Annotated in this window: 15 protein-coding genes; 12 read left to right on the top strand and 3 right to left on the bottom strand. The window is 38.5% G+C overall.

The features are described 5' to 3' along the window. The 10 genes from L0668_RS17190 to L0668_RS17150 all read left to right on the top strand — a co-directional run bounded on the left by L0668_RS17190 (position 1) and on the right by L0668_RS17150 (position 10,885). Positions 1 to 2,613 carry a TonB-dependent receptor gene (locus L0668_RS17190; RefSeq protein WP_235313956.1) on the top strand — a complete coding sequence of 871 codons (2,613 nt, stop codon included), beginning with the start codon at positions 1 to 3 and terminating at the stop codon, positions 2,611 to 2,613. A 295-nt stretch (positions 2,614 to 2,908) separates the two neighbouring features. Next, on the top strand, positions 2,909 to 3,673 hold the full coding sequence (gene pomA / locus L0668_RS17185; RefSeq protein ID WP_235313955.1) for a flagellar motor protein PomA: 765 nt from the start codon (positions 2,909 to 2,911) through the stop codon (positions 3,671 to 3,673). 3 nt (positions 3,674 to 3,676) lie between these two features. Continuing rightward, on the top strand, positions 3,677 to 4,606 hold the full coding sequence (locus tag L0668_RS17180; protein ID WP_235313954.1) for a flagellar motor protein MotB: 930 nt from the start codon (positions 3,677 to 3,679) through the stop codon (positions 4,604 to 4,606). A 156-nt stretch (positions 4,607 to 4,762) separates the two neighbouring features. After that, positions 4,763 to 5,158 (top strand): HvfA family oxazolone/thioamide-modified RiPP metallophore, encoded by a 396-nt coding sequence (locus L0668_RS17175; protein ID WP_235313953.1) that lies wholly within the window; start codon positions 4,763 to 4,765, stop codon positions 5,156 to 5,158. 113 nt (positions 5,159 to 5,271) lie between these two features. Continuing rightward, on the top strand, positions 5,272 to 6,132 hold the full coding sequence (locus tag L0668_RS17170; RefSeq protein ID WP_235313952.1) for an HvfB family MNIO-type RiPP peptide maturase: 861 nt from the start codon (positions 5,272 to 5,274) through the stop codon (positions 6,130 to 6,132). Then, on the top strand, positions 6,132 to 6,878 hold the full coding sequence (locus tag L0668_RS17165; RefSeq protein ID WP_235313951.1) for an HvfC family RiPP maturation protein: 747 nt from the start codon (positions 6,132 to 6,134) through the stop codon (positions 6,876 to 6,878). The genes L0668_RS17170 and L0668_RS17165 overlap by 1 nt, the downstream gene beginning before the upstream one ends. 94 nt (positions 6,879 to 6,972) lie before the next feature. Further along, on the top strand, positions 6,973 to 7,095 hold the full coding sequence (locus L0668_RS20755) for a hypothetical protein (RefSeq protein WP_268820415.1): 123 nt from the start codon (positions 6,973 to 6,975) through the stop codon (positions 7,093 to 7,095). Positions 7,096 to 7,137: 42 nt separating this feature from the next. Further along, on the top strand, positions 7,138 to 7,674 hold the full coding sequence (gene apt / locus L0668_RS17160; RefSeq protein ID WP_235313950.1) for an adenine phosphoribosyltransferase: 537 nt from the start codon (positions 7,138 to 7,140) through the stop codon (positions 7,672 to 7,674). Between the two features lie 65 nt (positions 7,675 to 7,739). Next, positions 7,740 to 10,487, top strand: a complete 2,748-nt coding sequence (gene dnaX / locus L0668_RS17155; protein WP_235313949.1) for a DNA polymerase III subunit gamma/tau — start codon at positions 7,740 to 7,742, stop codon at positions 10,485 to 10,487. 71 nt (positions 10,488 to 10,558) lie between these two features. After that, the gene (locus tag L0668_RS17150) at positions 10,559 to 10,885 is read left to right on the top strand and encodes a YbaB/EbfC family nucleoid-associated protein (RefSeq protein ID WP_235313948.1); all 327 of its coding nucleotides are present in this window, start codon (positions 10,559 to 10,561) and stop codon (positions 10,883 to 10,885) included. A 127-nt stretch (positions 10,886 to 11,012) separates the two neighbouring features. Here the strand turns inward: L0668_RS17150 and L0668_RS17145 are convergent, their stop codons facing one another. The 3 genes from L0668_RS17145 to L0668_RS17135 all read right to left on the bottom strand — a co-directional run bounded on the left by L0668_RS17145 (position 11,013) and on the right by L0668_RS17135 (position 15,323). Next, positions 11,013 to 14,150 carry a tetratricopeptide repeat-containing hybrid sensor histidine kinase/response regulator gene (locus L0668_RS17145; protein WP_235313947.1) on the bottom strand — a complete coding sequence of 1,046 codons (3,138 nt, stop codon included), beginning with the start codon at positions 14,148 to 14,150 and terminating at the stop codon, positions 11,013 to 11,015. Between the two features lie 104 nt (positions 14,151 to 14,254). After that, positions 14,255 to 14,458 (bottom strand): hypothetical protein, encoded by a 204-nt coding sequence (locus L0668_RS17140; RefSeq protein WP_235313946.1) that lies wholly within the window; start codon positions 14,456 to 14,458, stop codon positions 14,255 to 14,257. 52 nt (positions 14,459 to 14,510) lie between these two features. Continuing rightward, entirely contained in the window at positions 14,511 to 15,323 is an 813-nt protein-coding gene (locus L0668_RS17135) for an SAM-dependent methyltransferase (protein WP_235313945.1), read from the bottom strand. A gap of 279 nt (positions 15,324 to 15,602) precedes the next feature. Here L0668_RS17135 and recR point away from each other — a divergent pair, with 279 nt between their 5' ends. Both recR and htpG read left to right on the top strand, forming a co-directional pair. Then, positions 15,603 to 16,202, top strand: coding sequence for a recombination mediator RecR (gene recR / locus L0668_RS17130; protein ID WP_235313944.1), 600 nt, complete (start codon positions 15,603 to 15,605; stop codon positions 16,200 to 16,202). Positions 16,203 to 16,309: 107 nt separating this feature from the next. Then, on the top strand, positions 16,310 to 18,250 hold the full coding sequence (gene htpG / locus L0668_RS17125) for a molecular chaperone HtpG (RefSeq protein ID WP_235313943.1): 1,941 nt from the start codon (positions 16,310 to 16,312) through the stop codon (positions 18,248 to 18,250). Positions 18,251 to 18,402: the final 152 nt, after the last annotated feature.

Raw genomic sequence — 18,402 nt, 5'->3', positions numbered from 1 at the left:
TTGCCTATTTTAAAGAATATGATGTTGGTTTGTTACTGGAAAATCCTCATTCGAAGTTTTGTATTGATATTACCTTTTTTATTATTGATTTATTCAAGCTTTTTAAGAGCGGATCCTGCTACTGAGCAAGTTAATGAGGAGAACAATAGTGTCCGCTCTCAGAGCCAAGATCAAATTGAAAGTATCACGGTTACTGCGCAAAAACGTAAACAGTCACTACAACAAATACCAATCTCGATTAATGTGTTAGGTGAACAAGATATTGTCAATTTAAATGTTGTAGATATGAAAACTATTTTGGCTTTATTTCCTAATCTAAGTGCTAATACATCAACTGAGTTAATAACAGGTTTTAGTATTAGAGGCATAGGGACTAATAACCCCCACGGTAATGTGAACCAAGCTGTAGGTATTTATCGTGATGAGGTTGCTTATGGCATACCTTTTTCAGGCATTTTAGGGGTATTTGATACCGAGCGAGTGGAGGTATTAAGAGGTCCACAGAATAGTTTATTCGGGCGTAATACTATTGGCGGAGCTGTGCATTATATTTCAGCCAAACCTAGTTTGGGCGATGACCGCACAACGGGTTATGTTCGCGCCAACTTAGGTCGTTTTAACCAGCTGGATTTAACCGCTGTGGTTAATGCTGAATTGTCTTCAAATTTAGCCTTAAGGCTGTCGGGGCAATCAGTTAAAAGAGATGGCATATATACTAATCTGGCATTTGATGCTGCAGGTAATGCGCTAGGAGCGAAGCGTTTAGGCGACAAAAATCGTCAATCAGCCCGGGTGCAATTGTTGTGGCAACCATATGAACAAACAGATATTTTATTTAATCACCATTGGGCAAAACATGACGGTACCAATATAGGTAATAGAGCGTTTGGTACCAGAGACGTGAACGATCCGTATTTATTAATTAATGGCACACAAGATTTTAGTGATGCAAGCGAGCCAGACAATAAAGCGTCTATTTCTTCTTTTATTCATAGTATTAACGCAAACTTTGTTAATGTGTTAAATAGTGTTGATCGTAATGGGTTTAATCCTGCTACAGACGATTGGCACCACATTTATAACGTATCTAGTGCGCGCTCTTATGCAGATATTAATGGAGGCTTTGTAAAGCTCGAGCATCAATTTGATAACGACTATCAACTGCAGCTAAATGTGTCTTACGACAATTCAGCCATTCAATCAGCGGATGAAACCTCAGGTACAAACTCACTGCAATTTATTCCCAATAGAGATGCGACTTACCAGCAGCAATCTTACGATTTACGCATACTTTCTGCTGATGATGAAAACGTGCGTTGGTTAGCTGGCATTTATCATTTTGTGGAAGACATGGAGCTTTACACAATCGTCAGGCGCTTTAATTATATTGGACCGCAAAACAATGTGCCTAGAGATATCACGGCTCATAATATCCTGCTTCAAGAAGATAAAGATTTTTCTTTTTATGGACAAGTTGAGTGGTTATTGGCAGAAGACTTCACCTTAACCTCTGGATTGAGGTTTACTGAAAACAAAAAACAAGCTAATTCAAGATTTGGTGTGGCAGCAAATTATAATACTAATCCTAGTGGTGGTGGCAGTATCTCAAATATGCCCTTTAACACCCATACCGATTTTATATTTGATAGGGTACCCACAGATGCCTATTTAGGTAAAAGCTTTATTGAAAACTGTTACTCAGCTGAATTTACCGATTGTGTGGTGCTGGCGCCTTCTATTAAAAATTATGATCTAAATCAGAACCTTACTGAGTGGGGGGGGAAACTCGCTTTAGACTATCAAATTGATCCCAATAAAATGGTGTATGCCAGTTATGCTCGTGGTTTTAAATCGGGCGGATTTGATACACGAGCACTTGCCGCTTTTTTTGGTGAAGGAGCTGAGCAAGCTTTTTTACCAGAGTTTTTAGATGCCTTTGAGCTTGGCCTAAAAGCAAAATTAAGTCGGTCTTTGCAATTCAATAGCGCGATTTTTTACAACCTATGGCAAGACCTGCAAACCTTTGGGGTATTTAATGGTGAGCCTAGGTATGTGAATATTCCTGAATCTAGTAGTAGAGGCATTGAAGCTGAGATCAAATGGGTTCCTAAAGACTCTTGGTTTATGCAATTAGGTTTGGGTGTATTAGATACCCAAATCGTCGATAACGGCACATTAACCGCAGCTGATATCGGCCATGAATTGCCCAACTCACCAAAGTTAACTCTTAACTCTATGTTAAGTAAAAAATTCATCACCCAATCCGGCGAGATCACGCTACAAGTAGATGCTCGCTATGTCAGTAAACAAATTGACGGACTAACCTATGTGAATGACAGGTTTACCACTAAAGAGGCGCAATTGTGGTTAAACGCCAGGGTAAATTATCAATTTGGTGCCGAGCAACAGTATCAAGTAGCACTGTGGGCAGAAAACTTAACCAAAGAAACCTACTGTGTGGACATTGGTATGCAAAACACAATTAGCCCCACAACCACCCATGCAGACATAGGTGAAAGAGGTATTGATTTAACCTCTACCATTACCTGTCAACCTTCAGAAACCAGTGGAGAAAGATTGGCTGGTATATCAATAGGTGTGAATTTTTATTAATTTGCTTGTCCGCTGGACGCATTCTGAGTGACTACTTATTTATGCCGATTGGTATTATCTAAAGCTGGAGTATTTAAGAGCAATTAATTTTATCAAAATCTTTACGATACGGAACAAACTCTATACGTCAACTATAGAAATACTTTAGATTGTCGATATTATTAAAGTAACCATTTCATTTGATTTAGTTTTTTGTATATAGTCGGTTGATTATGGAGACTTTCTTATGGCGTAATATAAAAAACATTAGAAAGCAAATCGTTATTAATATGCCGTTTATTTTTGGGAGCAGGATGTGGATTTAGCAAGCATAATTGGAATTCTGGGAGCCATTGGTTTTGTTGTCATGGCCATGGTCCAGGGTGGTGACATAGGTATGTTTATTAACGTGCCGTCTATATTGATTGTGTTTTGTGGAAGTCTATTTGTTGTTTTATCTCAATATACCTTAGGCCAATTTTTTGGCGCAGGTAAAATTGCCGGTAAGGCGTTTATGTTCAAAGTTGACGCCCCTGAGATGTTAATTGAGAAAATTGTTGAAATGGCAGACGCTGCCCGTAAAGGTGGTTTTTTAGCTTTGGAAGAAGCCGAAATAGATAATGTATTTATGCAAAAAGGTGTAGATATGTTGGTTGATGGTCATGATGTTGATGTCGTTAAAGCGACCTTAGGTAAAGATATCGCAATGACCACAGAGCGACATGAGTTTGGCGCCACTATCTTCAAGAACCTAGGTGACGTTGGTCCTGCAATGGGTATGATCGGTACTCTTGTTGGATTGGTGGCTATGTTATCCAACATGGATGATCCTAAGTCTATTGGTCCTGCGATGGCGGTAGCGCTGTTAACTACTCTGTATGGCGCCATGTTAGCTAACTTATTGGCCATTCCAATTGCAACTAAATTAGGTCACCGCTGTGAGGAAGAAAAGCTATCCCAAAATTTAGTCTTGGACGGCATTATTGGTATTGCTGATGGCCAAAACCCAAGAGTCATTGAAGGCATTCTCAAAAATTATATTGCTGCGGGTAAACGTGGCTCAGCCGAAGAAGCTGAATAACAGATGGCTGAAGAAGAGTGCCCTAAATGCCCACCTGAAGGTCTGCCCGCGTGGATGGGGACTTTCGCGGATCTTATGTCATTGTTGATGTGCTTTTTTGTTTTGTTACTGTCTTTTTCAGAAATGGACGTACTTAAGTTTAAACAAATCGCTGGTTCGATGAAGTTCGCTTTTGGAGTGCAAAATAAAATTGAAGTCAAAGATATTCCTAAAGGCACCAGCGTGATCGCTATGGAATTCAGACCGGGACGCCCAGAACCTACACCTATTGAAACTATTCAGCAGCAAACCACAGATATGACTCAAGAAATGCTGGAATTTCAAGCCGGAAATGAAGACTCTGCTGGTGGTAGACAAAAACAAAGGGGGGAACAAAGAGGGGGCGCCGCTCAACAAACAGCTTCGGAACAAAGTACTACTAGTCCAACTAATGACAGTGCCAGTCAGGAAGAAGTGGCTGAACAAATGAAAAAAGTGGCTCAACAATTAGAAAAAGAAATAATTGATGGGGCCATTGAAATGGAATCATTAGGCCAACAAATTACTATTCGAATTAGAGAAAATGGTTCGTTTTCAGCTGGCTCTGCATTTTTACAGCCGCAGTTTGTGCCTATTTTACGAAAAATAGGTGTGCTGTTAGCCGAAATGCCTGGAGATATTGAAGTATCTGGTCATAGTGACAGCCAACAAATTTCCAATGAACTTTATCGCTCTAACTGGGATTTGTCCTCGCAAAGAGCTGTAGCTGTCGCTGAAGAATTAAGACGGGCCCCAGGGTTTAAAGAAAATAGAATGTCGGTAGTGGGTAAAGCTGACACCGCGCCTTTGGAAGAAGGTACTACAGTGCAAAATCGCAGCCGTAATCGTAGAGTAGAAATTTCTATTAATCAGGGTAAAGCGAAAGTGTCAGATCCTATATCGGTATTGGAATAGCTTTCGTTTAAATTATTGGCTGAATTTTATCGGAAAAATTAGTTATTTTAGCTTATACACAGTCGTTTTTGATTAAGGGTGAAATATTTTAGGACAGGTTTGGGTCTTATGCTCTGAACCCTAAAAACACCCATTATTTTTATTAGGATACCTAAAATGAAACAAATTAAAAAATCAGCCATCGCGACAACTCTTGGTGCGGTAGTCATCGGCTCTTTGGCTTCAGTAAGTTTACAAGCCAATGCTAGTCCATTTGGCGTACAGTCTTTAGAATCTGGTTTTATGCAAGATGTTAAAGAAGGCAAGTGCGGCGAAGGTAAATGTGGCGGCGATAAAAAAGCCAAAAAAGAAGGTAAATGCGGCGAAGGTAAATGTGGCGGCGACAAAAAAGCCAAAAAAGAAGGTAAGTGCGGCGAAGGTAAATGTGGCGGCGACAAAAAAGCCAAGAAAGAAGGTAAGTGCGGCGAAGGTAAATGTGGTGGCGACAAAAAAGCCAAAAAAGAAGGTAAGTGCGGCGAAGGCAAATGTGGCGGCGACAAAAAGGCTAAATAAGAATTTGGCTGAATCTAATATCAATTAAAAATTAAATTTGCCGGCACTTAGCCGGCTTTTTTAATGTAATACCATATATTGTATAATTGATTTATAAAGAGATATTAATCAAGATGAGCAAAAAGTATCTATCTGGTGTTGGCTTAGGCTTGCGTAGAGAAATGTTTGATGAGTTGTTACCAGACATTCCAAAATCCGTTGATTTTTGGGAACTCGCTCCTGAAAATTGGATCCCTTTAGGCGGAAAATTTAAAAAAGATTTAAATTGCTTTACTAAAGTGAGCAATTTTGTAGCTCATGGTTTGTCTTTATCCATTGGTAGCCCAGATCCACTCGATGTAAATTTTGTAAAAGAAGTGAAAACCTTTTTAGAACAACATGAAATTTTGTACTACAGCGAACATTTAAGTTACTGCTCTGGAAACGGCCATATGTACGATTTAATGCCTATCCCCTTTACTGAAGAGGCGGTTAAGTATGTCGTACAAAGAGTGAAACAAGTGCAGGATATTTTAGAGCGCCCATTGCTATTAGAAAATGTTTCCTACTACGCCGCGCCCGGGCAAGAAATGACTGAGCAAGAGTTTACCCTGTCGGTATTACAAGAGTCTGGTTGTTTAATGTTATTAGATGTAAACAATATTTATGTGAATTCAATCAATCATAACTATGATGCTGAAGCATTTTTAGCGGCTATGCCAACCAATAAAATAGTATATGGGCATATAGCTGGCCATTATGATGAAACCGATACTCTTAAAGTAGATACCCATGGTGCAGATGTGATAGAGCCTGTTTGGGAATTATTAAAAAAGGCCTATGAAATCCATGGCGTATTTCCAACTTTATTAGAGCGAGATTTTAATATACCGCCTATTGCAGAATTATTACTTGAAGTTGAAAAAATTCGACAAATTCAGCGACCTTTTGTTAATCAAACCGCAAAAGAAAAAGTTAAGTTGCAGTCTGCCTAATGAAATCTTTCCAACAAATTCAATTAGATTTTGTCGCACATATTAAAGATCCTGATGAAAACCCTTACCAGGGGGATATCGAAGACGAACGTTTAAAAATTTACCGTGAGTTATTTTTTAATAATGTGTTGGGCTTTATAAGCTCAGGTTTCCCTGTATTAGAAAGTTTGTACTGTGAACAAGATTGGCAACAATTAGCTAGACAGTTTTTTGCCCAGCATAAAAGTCGCTCACCTTATTTTATTGATATTAGTAAAGAGTTTGTTGAGTTTTTAAGTAACGAATATCAACCTACTGAGTCTGATCCTATTTTTTTACGAGAGCTAGCTCATTACGAATGGTTAGAACTAGATTTAAGTGTCCGTAAGGTTCAACAACCTATGGATTTCTGGGATGGACAAAGTGCGGTGAGTTCAGTGCGTATGTCGCAGTTGGCTAGTTTAGTCAGTTATCCCTACCCGGTCCATCAGATTGCTCCTGATTTTCAGCCTAGTGAAAGTCAAGGGACAGTGTATTTAGTGGTGTATAGAGATAATACAGATGAGGTCAATTTTACTTTGGTAAATGAGGTTACTGCGCATTTATTAACAATTATTCAAGACGAAGATAAAATTCAGGTGCAAGCTCTCATTCAATCTATGATTACTGCTTTGCCCCAATTGAAGCCTCAACAGGTCATAGATTCGTTGCAGAAAGTATTGCAACAGTTGTTGTCACAACACATTTTATTGCCTGTGAAGGATTAGAGTACTATCAATTTTCTTTCGTTTCGATTAACATCTGCGGCTTCTACAGTATTGTTTTATTTGAGTTATTACTCTTATTTTTTGGAGAATATTTATGCAAGATGATCAAAGTTTGCAAGACCCTTTTAATTGGCTATATTTCTTTGTTGCTGTTGGTTTGTTAGTTGCATTACCTTTAATGCATGTCATTATTGGTTGGTTTACGTTTTACCTTTAGTACCAATCATACTTTTATTTAAATTATTTTTCGGGGAATTCTGTGCCCGCAGCCTATATTAAATCAGTGATCAAAACGGTTCCTGATTATCCTAAAGCTGGCATCATGTTTCGTGATGTCACGTCTGTATTAGAAGATCATAAAGCTTATTCATCTACTCTCGCTCATATGGTTGAATTATTTTCACCTATGGGTTTTGATAAAATTGCCGGCACTGAAGCCCGTGGGTTTTTATTTGGCGCACCACTGGCCATTGAATTAGGTATTGGATTTATTCCAGTGCGTAAACCAAACAAGTTGCCTAGAGAAGTGATCAGTGAAAGTTATGAATTAGAGTATGGTACTGACTGTTTAGAAATTCATAAAGATGCCGTAAAACCAGGCGAAAGAGTACTGATGATCGATGATTTGTTAGCCACAGGCGGCACTATGATCGCCACTGCTAACTTAATTCGTCGTTTAGGTGGTGTTGTTGAGCATGCTGGTTTTGTGATTTCGTTACCAGATCTAGGTGGTGAGCAAAAGTTATTGGATATTGGTGTGAAAAGTTACTCCATTTGTGAATTTGAAGGCGAGTAACTTCTCAATTCAGTAAATGCAATTTAGCTAAACTGAATAAATATAGAAGTGAGTGATAAGCAATCATGAGTTATCAAGTTTTAGCACGAAAATGGCGACCTAATCGATTTGGCGAACTTGTTGGTCAAGAGCACGTGGTGACAGCTATTTCTAATGCTCTTGATAATAACAGGTTGCATCATGCTTATTTGTTCACTGGTACTCGTGGTGTTGGTAAAACCACTATTGCCCGTATATTTTCAAAAAGTTTAAATTGCGAACAGGGTTTAGGTGCAACTCCTTGTGGTCAGTGTGGTACTTGCCAAGAAATCGAAAATGGTAATTTTATTGATTTATTAGAAATCGATGCAGCCTCTCGAACCAAAGTGGAAGACACCCGCGAGTTACTCGATAATGTGCAATACAAACCGAGTCGAGGTCGCTACAAAGTGTATCTAATCGATGAAGTGCATATGTTGTCTAAACATAGCTTTAATGCTTTGTTAAAAACACTCGAAGAGCCACCGCCTCACGTAAAGTTTTTACTCGCAACAACTGACCCACAAAAACTACCTGTGACTATTTTGTCCCGTTGTTTGCAGTTTAATTTAAAAGCCCTTTCGCGTGGTCAAATAGCTCAGCAGCTTGAATATGTGTTAGGGCAAGAGAAACTATCCTTTGACAAAGATGCATTAAACCAATTAGCTAGAGCAGCTCAAGGCAGCATGCGGGATGCATTAAGTTTAACGGACCAAGCCATAGCCCAAGGTAATGGGGTAGTTGGACTACAAATTGTCACAGACATGTTAGGCCTGATGGATAAAAATCAGGTATTAAAGTTGGTACATGCGGTAGTACAAAAAGATAGTGCAGAAGTGATGCAACAAATTGAATTTATGGCTAACCAGGCGCCAGACTTTTCACAAATTTTGGCCGAAATGATGAGCTTATTACATCAAATTGCCTTAACTCAGTTTGTGCCAGATGCGTGTAAACTTGAAACTATCTCTGCCAGAGCTATTTATCAATTGGCTAAGTCTGTTCCGGTTGAACAAATACAACTACTTTATCAAATTGCTTTATCAGGCAAAAAAGATTTACCTCATGCAGCGGATCCTAGAACTGGATTAGAAATGACTTTGTTAAGGATGTTGGCGTTTTGTCCAGGTAATCTTAAGCTTGATTCAGTAGATATAATGTCACAAACACCTTCAGCAAACTCAGACATTCATTCTCAGCTACATTCCGCAGACATTTCTACAGAACAACCAGCTCCTGAGCCGAAAGATGAAACAAATAACCTGGAGCCTAACCAGCATAATAGCACCAGTATTTTACCTGAAAATACACAAGAACCTGCCAATCCAAATCAAAATCCCAATAAAGTGGATGAAAGCAAAGCGGTTGAAAATACCCTTGTTGAGGTTCAGCCTAGTGAATCTGAGCAAGCTCAGGTAAATCACCCTCAAGTTAATCAAGAGATTAGTGAACCTCTAGACAATGGTTCTGATGAAGAACAAAAGTTGTTTGCACAGCAACAGGATATTATTGCTCAAGCTGAAGATTTTGGCCATCACATAACTGATTATCACGAGTTAGAGCCTGTATCTTTAAACCCATCAATTATTTCAAATGAAAATCAATTTACTCAGTTTGAGCAATCTTCTGTTGGAGAGTCTTCACAGGTTGATGATGTTCAAGTTGATGTAAATGTACCTGATGCAAATAATCAAGCAAATTCTAGCCCTGTAAACTCAACAGCAGATTTAATTGCTTTAAGAAATCGCCTTAAACAAAATAAGTTGTTAGAGGAGGATAATGCTAAGCAGGTAAAAAAGTCTGAAAAATCTGAATTACCTAATTTAGCCTCGATCCGCAAACAAAATGGTGCTGAGTTAAACCCCGATCAGCAAGAAGATGCAAGCCTGCAAACGCCGAAACAAGAAGCGTTTGCACAAGTCGAATCACTACCTTCTGAAAGTTTGCCCACAGGCGCAATTCAAAAAGATGATTTGTCTGTAACTTCTCATCAGAGTACTTCTAATGAGCCTGAATTTAATTCAGAAGTTACTCACGTTAGTGAGGACGTAATTGCGGTCTCTGAGGCTTTATTGAGCGCTCAGGAGATGGAACAGGATAACCCTTTTGCATCAGAGCCAATTGGCTCAGACCTTTCAATATTAAATGGACCCCCACACTCTTCGTCAGAAATACCCCCTTGGGCTCAAGACGATATCGAGCGGAGCCAATTTAGCCAAGCTAAACAAGAATCATCATCCGGAAATAGGCATACTCAAGCAATAAATTCCTCTACTGAAGTAAGCGTGCCAGTAGAGTTAGATATTCAACCAGAAGCTGAGGTGTTTGATCCCAATGCCCATTTAGATGAAGACAATATTGGTGAAGTCGACCTTGAAGTACCAGCGTTTTTACCAAACAAACAAAAGGTAATTAAATCTAAGCAGTTAGATGAATGGAGCCAGTTAATTGATGATATGCAGGTTAACGCATTGACCAAACAATTGGCATTACACTCATCTTTTAACCGTGAAGGTAACAAAGTGACTTTAACCTTGTTAGAAGGTAAAGAGCATTTAGATTCGGAAACTGCTCGAGATTTACTCAAACAAGCTTTATCAAATGTATTAAATGCAGAAATTGAACTTGAAATTGTCATGGGACAACCCATAAATACTCCATACGCGGTGCAAATTAAGATTAATCACGTACGTCAGGATTATGCTTGCCAAGTGGTAAATAATGATCCGGGTATTCAATTACTCAAACAAAGATTTTCTGCCAGTGTGGTAGAGCAAAGTATTCAAGCTAGATAATTATTTAAGGTAGATATTTAAGTAAGGAATAATTCCTTAAGTATTAATGAACAATCAAAAGAGAGAATAAAATGTTTAAAGGCGGAATGGGCAACATGATGAAGCAGGCTCAGCAAATGCAAGAGCGTATGCAAAAGAGTCAAGAAGAGCTTGCTAACACAGAAATTACTGGTGAGTCAGGTGCAGGTTTGGTCAAAATTACTATGACCTGTAATCATGCAGTACGTCGTGTTGAAATTGACGAAAGCCTGATGGAAGATGATAAAGAAATGATCGAAGACTTGGTAGCAGCCGCTATCAACGACAGTAACCGTCGTATTCAAGAAACCACCCAAGAAAAAATGGCTGGTGTAACCGGTGGAATGCAAATGCCACCAGGCATGAAGATGCCGTTCTAGATAAAACTTGTTATAAGTAGCGCCTTTAGGCGCTATTTTTTTATCCAAAATATAAAGAGAAAATTCAATACTATTGCTATGTTTTTAAGATTGCTTGGAGTTTAATACCTAATGTATTGCGATGCCATTACTGTGGATTTGTAAAGCGAAAATGCTCGGTAATTACTTTAGTTTTAGTGGCAAATGCTATTAGTTGCTGAATTAAGTCTGCATCTAGGTTTGGTTTATTTTCTTTTATGTTTTGCTCTAATGTGGCAGCAATATTCGACTGTTTATAAGCGCCTATGTAAGAAAGTGAGGTTCTGTAAGTGTGCAATATTCTAAATAACGCTTCGAAATCTTGCTGTTTAATTGCATTGTTAAGTTCAGTAATTTGATTTTCCATTTGTATAAAGTCTGTTACTAGCTCCCAGTACAAAGTTTCGTCATCACGTAATAACTGAATGGCTTTATCTTGAGCAATCTCGTCATAAACTGCAAAGTTCTGATCAGGTGTTTGACTCGACTTTTCTGATATTTTTTCTATCTCTGAAGGAAGTAGTCTGTTTAATTCTTGATACAAGTGCTCGGCATATATGGGCTTACTGATGTGTCCGTTCATTCCAGCAGCAATACATTTATCAATATCAACTGTCATTGCATGAGCTGTTAGTGCAATAATGGGATGGGACAGGTGTAATTCATTACGGATAATTTGTGTCGCCGTAATACCATCCATTATAGGCATTTGGACATCCATTAATATGATATTAAAGCCTTGATCATTCTTGAGTAGCTCAATAGCCTCTTGACCATTTTCAGCAACCACTACTTGTATTTGCGTATCTGCTAAAAATCCTTTTGCCACTTTACGGTTTAATGCGTTGTCCTCTACCAGTAATAGTCGTTTACCGGTTAAATCCGGCACTGGGTAAGTATTTTGCTCGTCGATTTTGTTGCTACTTACAACATCTTGAGTAATGGCAAACATATTCATCAAACTATCGACAATAGCACTGCTGTTTAGAGGTTTTTCTAAATAATGTTTCACACCAAGTGGTTGACCCAGCTCTTTTAATTTATCCATATCGTACGCTGACAACATGGCCAGCTGAGGCTTCTTGCGTAATGTTTGCTGATTAATAATTGACGCGAGTTGGATGCCATCAATATCTGGCATTTTCCAATCGATGATTACCAGATCATAAGGTGTTTCATCTGCTTCGGCTAACCTTATCAACTCCACGGCTTTAAGACCATTTTCGGCAAGATCAGGGGTTACTTTTATTCTGAGTAAGGCTTCTGCAATAACTTGGCGTGATAAATCTATATCATCCACAATCAATATTCTGAGTTTAGATAGCAGAGTGTTTATTTGACTTTTATTAGAAGAACTTTCTTCCTGTTCTTGTAACGGAATGGTAAAGGTAAAATTAGAGCCTTTACCTGGTTGGCTCTGCACATCAATCTGACCATGCATTAATTCGACTAACTGCTTACAAATGGCTAATCCTAAACCCGTGCCGCCGTATTGTCTGGTCGTGGATTCATCAGCCTGTGAGAACTCCTGAAACAAGCGGCTGGTTTGTTCTTCTGTAAGGCCAATTCCAGTATCTTTTACCGAAAACTGCAGCATAGATTGGTTTTCAGAAAGTGTTTGAGTCACTAGCACCGAAACTACACCTGTTTCAGTAAATTTCACCGCATTGCTGATCAAGTTATTTAAAATTTGCTGAATACGTAACGCGTCGCCAATCACCCGCAAAGGTACATTGTGTTCAATGTATTGGATCAATTCTAAGTTCTTTTCATTGGCTTTTAAGGATTGCAATTTGATTGCACTATCAATCAAGCTATCCAATTCAAAAGGTACGGGATCTATGGTCAGTTTGCCCGCTTCAATTTTTGAAAAGTCTAAAATATCGTTAATCACACCCAAGAGTGTATGCGAGGATTCTTCAATTTGTTGCAGATTGGTTTGCTGCTGTTGGTTAAGCTGGGTTTTTTGAGTAAGTTTAGTTAAGCCTATCACCGCGTTGATGGGGGTGCGTATTTCATGGCTCATACGCGCTAGAAAATCTGACTTGGCATCATTTGCCGCTTGTACTTCTTCTGAAAAAGCTTGTAACCGTTGTTTATGTTTCACATTGCGATAAATCAACACACTAAACATAATCAAGATCATTATTAATAAAGCAATGACATATTGTTGATTCAGGTTAAGTTGGGCACTTAATTCTTGTTCTTTGGTCAGTTGAGATATTTGTTGGTCTTTTTCTTGTACATCTAATTTAACCTGGTTAAGGGCTAACTGTTGGGATTGACGTTCGTTGTAGCTTTGTTGGTATACCTGTCTATGCTGACTGGCATACTCATAGGCTTGTTTAAAATCGCCTTTGGCTTGGTGTAATTCGCTAAGTTTATCGAGTAATTTTAAAACCAGTAGTTTATCGTTTTGGATAGGGCCGGTGTGCAACTTGTTAGTTAATTCTGTAATAGCCAGATTGGGTGTGCCTTGGTGCTGGTATACCTCAGCTAATTGTAATGTTCGATCTCCTTCGCCAAATACAAAGCCTATTTGTTTATCTGCTTCAGCGGATTGAATAATGCTAGACAAGGCGGCTTCCAAGTTTCCTTCTTTTAAATGTAATTTCGTTTTTGATGAATAAATATTCCCAATAAACGGGTACTGGGATTTTATTGCTAACTCCTCTGCCAAGGCAATATGGTATTTTGCTTCTGATAACTGATTGAGTGCAATTAGCGCGTTAGCTATTCCAAATTGTGCTTCAGCTATTTCAAAATCATTATTAAATTTCTGTGCAAGCAAATAGTGTTTTCTAGAGTTTGTTAATACCTGCTCATATTGGTTTAGTGAACTGTATACATTAGTTAACGTTCCATACACTAATAGGGATTGTTCTGGGTTTATATCATTAAATATGGCTAATGATTTATTCAAGGCGGCTATGGCTTTTGCATGTTCGCCTACTAAATCTAAAATTAGACCTTCTAATCTGAGAGATTTAGCAATTTCTAGTTGATTATCAAAAGTCGATGCTGATTTTCTGGCTTGTAATAGGTATTTAAAGGCTTGTGGGTAGTCCTGTTTAAAAATGTTGGCGTAGCTTCTTAAGTTTAAAAGCTGACTAGCTAAATCGTCATACTGGTTTTGTTGAATAATAGATTTGATCTGCTGTAATTCTTTGTCGGCAGTCGGTAAATCTTGTTGAATAACCTTTTTTACAACTGCTAAACGCTGAATAACTTGCTGTTTTTCAAACATATCAGACTCATTCTGCCCATAACATACGGGCAGAACCAATAAAGTCAAAACAGTGATTTTGCTTAAATAGTTTTTAAGCAAATAACCAAAAGGCACGGCAGTACTTAGCTTCGAATATTTCTAGGGGCTTTGCCTAAATCTTCAAAACGTTTACTCAGCTCATCCCAGTTTTTGTCTTCGATTATTTTTACATCTTCTTCAGATAAACCGTAATCTTTGGCAGTACCTACTGGGTTGGCTTTGTACGTTTCAAGTAGTTTTGCGTTTGTATCCAGCTCTTCAATAAAATTTACTAGTGTTTTAGACATAGTGTTCTCCGTTTAAATAAACAATAAAAGTATGGGTAAAATAATCCTTCAGTTACGACTTCCTAGATTTAATAACGATCTCTTTGGTTAAACCTAGCTTAGCCAGTTTGTCTTCGTCATAATCTGGCAAACCAAGTGCTGGAATAACCAAAGTGGAAATTAAACTGGGTTTTGCACTAGGCAAATCAATCAGTGACAGCTTTTCAATTTTAGGTTCACAAACCGGAAAGGTAGCTGCCTCATATAAAATTATCTGGTGTTGTTTTGGATAGTGCGTTAATAAAATATCCGTTAGTAATTGCAGACCTTTCTGGCAATGTTCGGCATTAAGTACAGTGTGGGTATGTTCTCCGGCAAGGCCAATTTGCCAGATAATTTGTGTCATGTAAGGGTCTATGCGGTATTTACGGAATAAAAATTGGGTAGCTTCGTAAGATTGGCAACCAAATTGCGCTGGGTCGATCCCCAAATCGGCTACTAAACAATCTTCTGCTGAGATACCAGGTAACATACGTGCTGGTAAGCCCAGGGCTAAAACTTCTTCGATAGCACTATGGGATGGATTAACAAATACCCCCGGGTGACCGTAAAATGCAGCAACAACACGCTGTCCTTGTTTTACCGCCTCTACAATACGATCTTTCATTTGGATATAAGTAATGCCACGGGATTTACCAGATTGGTATAAATCGTCAAGGTTGTGACAGTTTGAGTTGAGCTTTTGTACAACATTTTCGCCGATTTTGTTCATTATGCCCATGAACACAATATCGGCTTCTTTGATATAACTTTGGGTAAGTATTGTCATCTGCCCTGCAGGACTAATACCTGTGCCAACAACAACAAGTGAACCTTGTTTGTTCATTTATATACATTCCATTCTATTTTATTAATCATTCACTTACCTATATTTAGGCACTGAACAACTATAAGTAGTTTAAAAATAATCGCAATGATTTAAGAAGGTAAAGTTTGCTCTTTTAAAGATAAACTAAAAGTAATGAACATAATATTTGTGACACACTTATTAGCGCAATGTGTTAATTTTTTCAACAGGTATTCTTGACTAGTTTTTTTGAAGTTGGTGTATACTGGCAGCTTATTTTTTCATGTATTAGTTTGTTTGTAAGGCCTTACATTTATTATGCAGTTCAGCCCCTTAATTAAAGATCTAGTCGATGCGTTTAAAATCTTACCTGGTGTGGGACCTAAAAGTGCCCAGCGTATGGCGTTTCATTTATTGGAGCGAAATAGGCAAGGCGCGTTGCAGTTAAGTCGTGTGTTACATAATGCTATGGAGCATGTAAAACATTGCGAACAATGCCGTACCTTTTGTGAAAATAAATTGTGTGAAATATGCGCTAATCCTAAACGCCAATTAAATACCTCTTTGTGTGTAGTGGAATCACCACAAGATGTATTGGCCATAGAGCAGACATCTGAGTTTAAAGGTCGGTATTTTGTCTTAATGGGGCATTTATCACCTATTGATGGTATTGGTCCTGCTGACATTGGTTTAGAGCAACTGGCTACAATTTTAGAAAAAGACAACATAGACGAAGTGATTTTGGCGACTAACCCTACAGTAGAAGGGGAAGCGACTGCGCATTATATCGCACAAATGTGTAGAACGAATGACGTAAAAGCGAGTCGTATCGCCCATGGTGTTCCAGTTGGTGGTGAGCTAGAGTTCATTGATGGCAATACATTAACTCATGCATTTGCTGGCCGTAGAAGCTTTTAATCCTAATTAATCTTAATATAATTTCACATCTTGCTTGAAAACCTTCTAAGCGGCCTTATTACATATGTCATCGTTTTTAGTAACAACATATTAGAGGAAACTTGGCTATGGCTGAAGCAGCTCAACAAGAAACCCATGGATTTCAAACTGAAGTAAAACAGTTACTTCAACTTATGATCCATTCACTATATTCAAACAAAGAAATCTTCCTTCGTGAGCTTGTCTCTAACGCTGCTGATGCAGCAGACAAGCTTCGCTTTAAAGCGTTATCAAATGATAGCCTTTATGAAGGTGACGGCGATTTGCACGTTAAATTAAGCATAGATAAAGAAGCTGGTACTGTGACCATAGCAGATAACGGTATTGGCATGAATAAAGCCGATGTTATCGAGCATCTAGGTACTATTGCTAAATCCGGTACTAAAGAATTTTTTGGAAAACTGTCAGGAGACGAAGCAAAAGATTCACAGTTGATTGGTCAATTTGGAGTGGGTTTTTATTCTGCTTTTATCGTAGCCGATAACGTGACTGTGCGCACTCGTGCTGCCGGTGATGATAAAGTTAATGGTGTACAGTGGGAGTCGGCTGGTGAAGGTGAATTTACTATCACTGATATCGAAAAAGCCGATCGTGGGACCGAAATCACCTTACATCTAAAAGATGATGAAAAAGAATTCTTAGATGACTGGAAGTTGCGCTCAATTGTCAGTAAGTATTCTGATCACATCAGCATTCCAGTTAAAATGTTTAAGGAAGAGATCCCAGAGAGTGAAGGTCCTAAAGGTCCTGATGGTGAAGAGGGAGAAAAAATTCCAGCCGTACCAGCTCATTGGGAAGCTGTAAACAAAGCGACTGCTTTGTGGACCCGTGACAAGTCTGATGTTAGCGATGAAGAATACACTGAGTTTTACAAACATATCTCTCATGACTTTAGCGATCCTATGGTGTGGTCACATAATAAAGTGGAAGGTAAAACTGAATATACTAGCTTGTTATATATTCCAAGCAAAGCGCCGTTTGACATGTGGAATCGCGAGCAAAAACACGGCCTGAAATTATACGTACAACGTGTATTTATCATGGATGACGCAGAACAAATGTTGCCAAGTTATTTGCGTTTTGTGAAAGGTTTATTGGACTCAAATGATTTGCCACTAAATGTGTCTCGTGAAATTTTACAAGACAACAAAATTACTCAAGCCATGCGTCAAGGTTGTACTAAACGTGTGTTACAAATGCTTGAAAAAACAGCTAAAAATGATGCTGAAAAATACCAAGCATTTTGGACTGAGTTTGGTAATGCCTTAAAAGAAGGCCCTGCTGAAGATCACGCCAACAAAGAAAAAATTGCGGGTTTAATGCGTTTTGCATCAACTCACAATGATTCAGATGCCCAAACGGTTTCGCTTGCTGATTACGTAAGCCGTATGCAAGAAAAACAAGACAAAATCTACTACATCACTGCAGACAGCTATCAAGCGGCTAAATCTAGCCCACATTTAGAAATCTTTAAGAAGAAAGGTATCGAAGTGTTGTTGATGTCTGATCGTGTTGATGAGTGGTTAATGTCTCACTTAACTGAATTCGACGAAAAATCTTTCCAATCGATTACTCACGGTGCGTTAGATTTAGGTGACTTAGAAGACGAAGAAAGCAAAAAAGCCTTAGAAGAAGCCGAAAAAGAAGTTGAAGGTGTGATTGAAAGAGTGAAAACGGCTCTTGGCAATAAAGTGAAAGACGTGAAGTTCACTCACAGATTGACTGACTCCCCAGCATGTATCGTTGCTGATGAACAAGGCATGACTACCCAAATGGCTAAGTTGATGGCTGCAGCCGGTCAACCTGTGCCAGAAACTCAGTATCACTTTGAGTTAAACCCAGAACATCAATTGGTTAAGTTATTAGCTGATATTCAAGATGAAGAACAGTTTGCCCAGTGGTCAGGTGTATTGTACGACCAAGCCGCCTTGTCAGAACAAGGTAGCTTAAAAGACCCTGCTAGCTTTGTACAAAACTTGAACAAGTTGTTAATGACATTAGCCAAATAGACTGAAAATTAACATTCAATTATGTAAAAACGGGCTTTAATGCCCGTTTTTGATCTAAGTGGTCTATTTTCATCATCTTTAGGCAAATCTTAGGTGTAATATTCTTGTAACCTTAAAGTTGAATGTGTAAAGTTGCGGCTTTACATTTTTAA

Source organism: Paraglaciecola algarum (assembly GCF_021532655.1).
GTDB lineage: Bacteria > Pseudomonadota > Gammaproteobacteria > Enterobacterales > Alteromonadaceae > Paraglaciecola > Paraglaciecola algarum.
The sequence above is the reverse complement of the archived record's forward strand: the minus strand, read 5'-3'. Positions and strand labels throughout refer to the sequence as shown.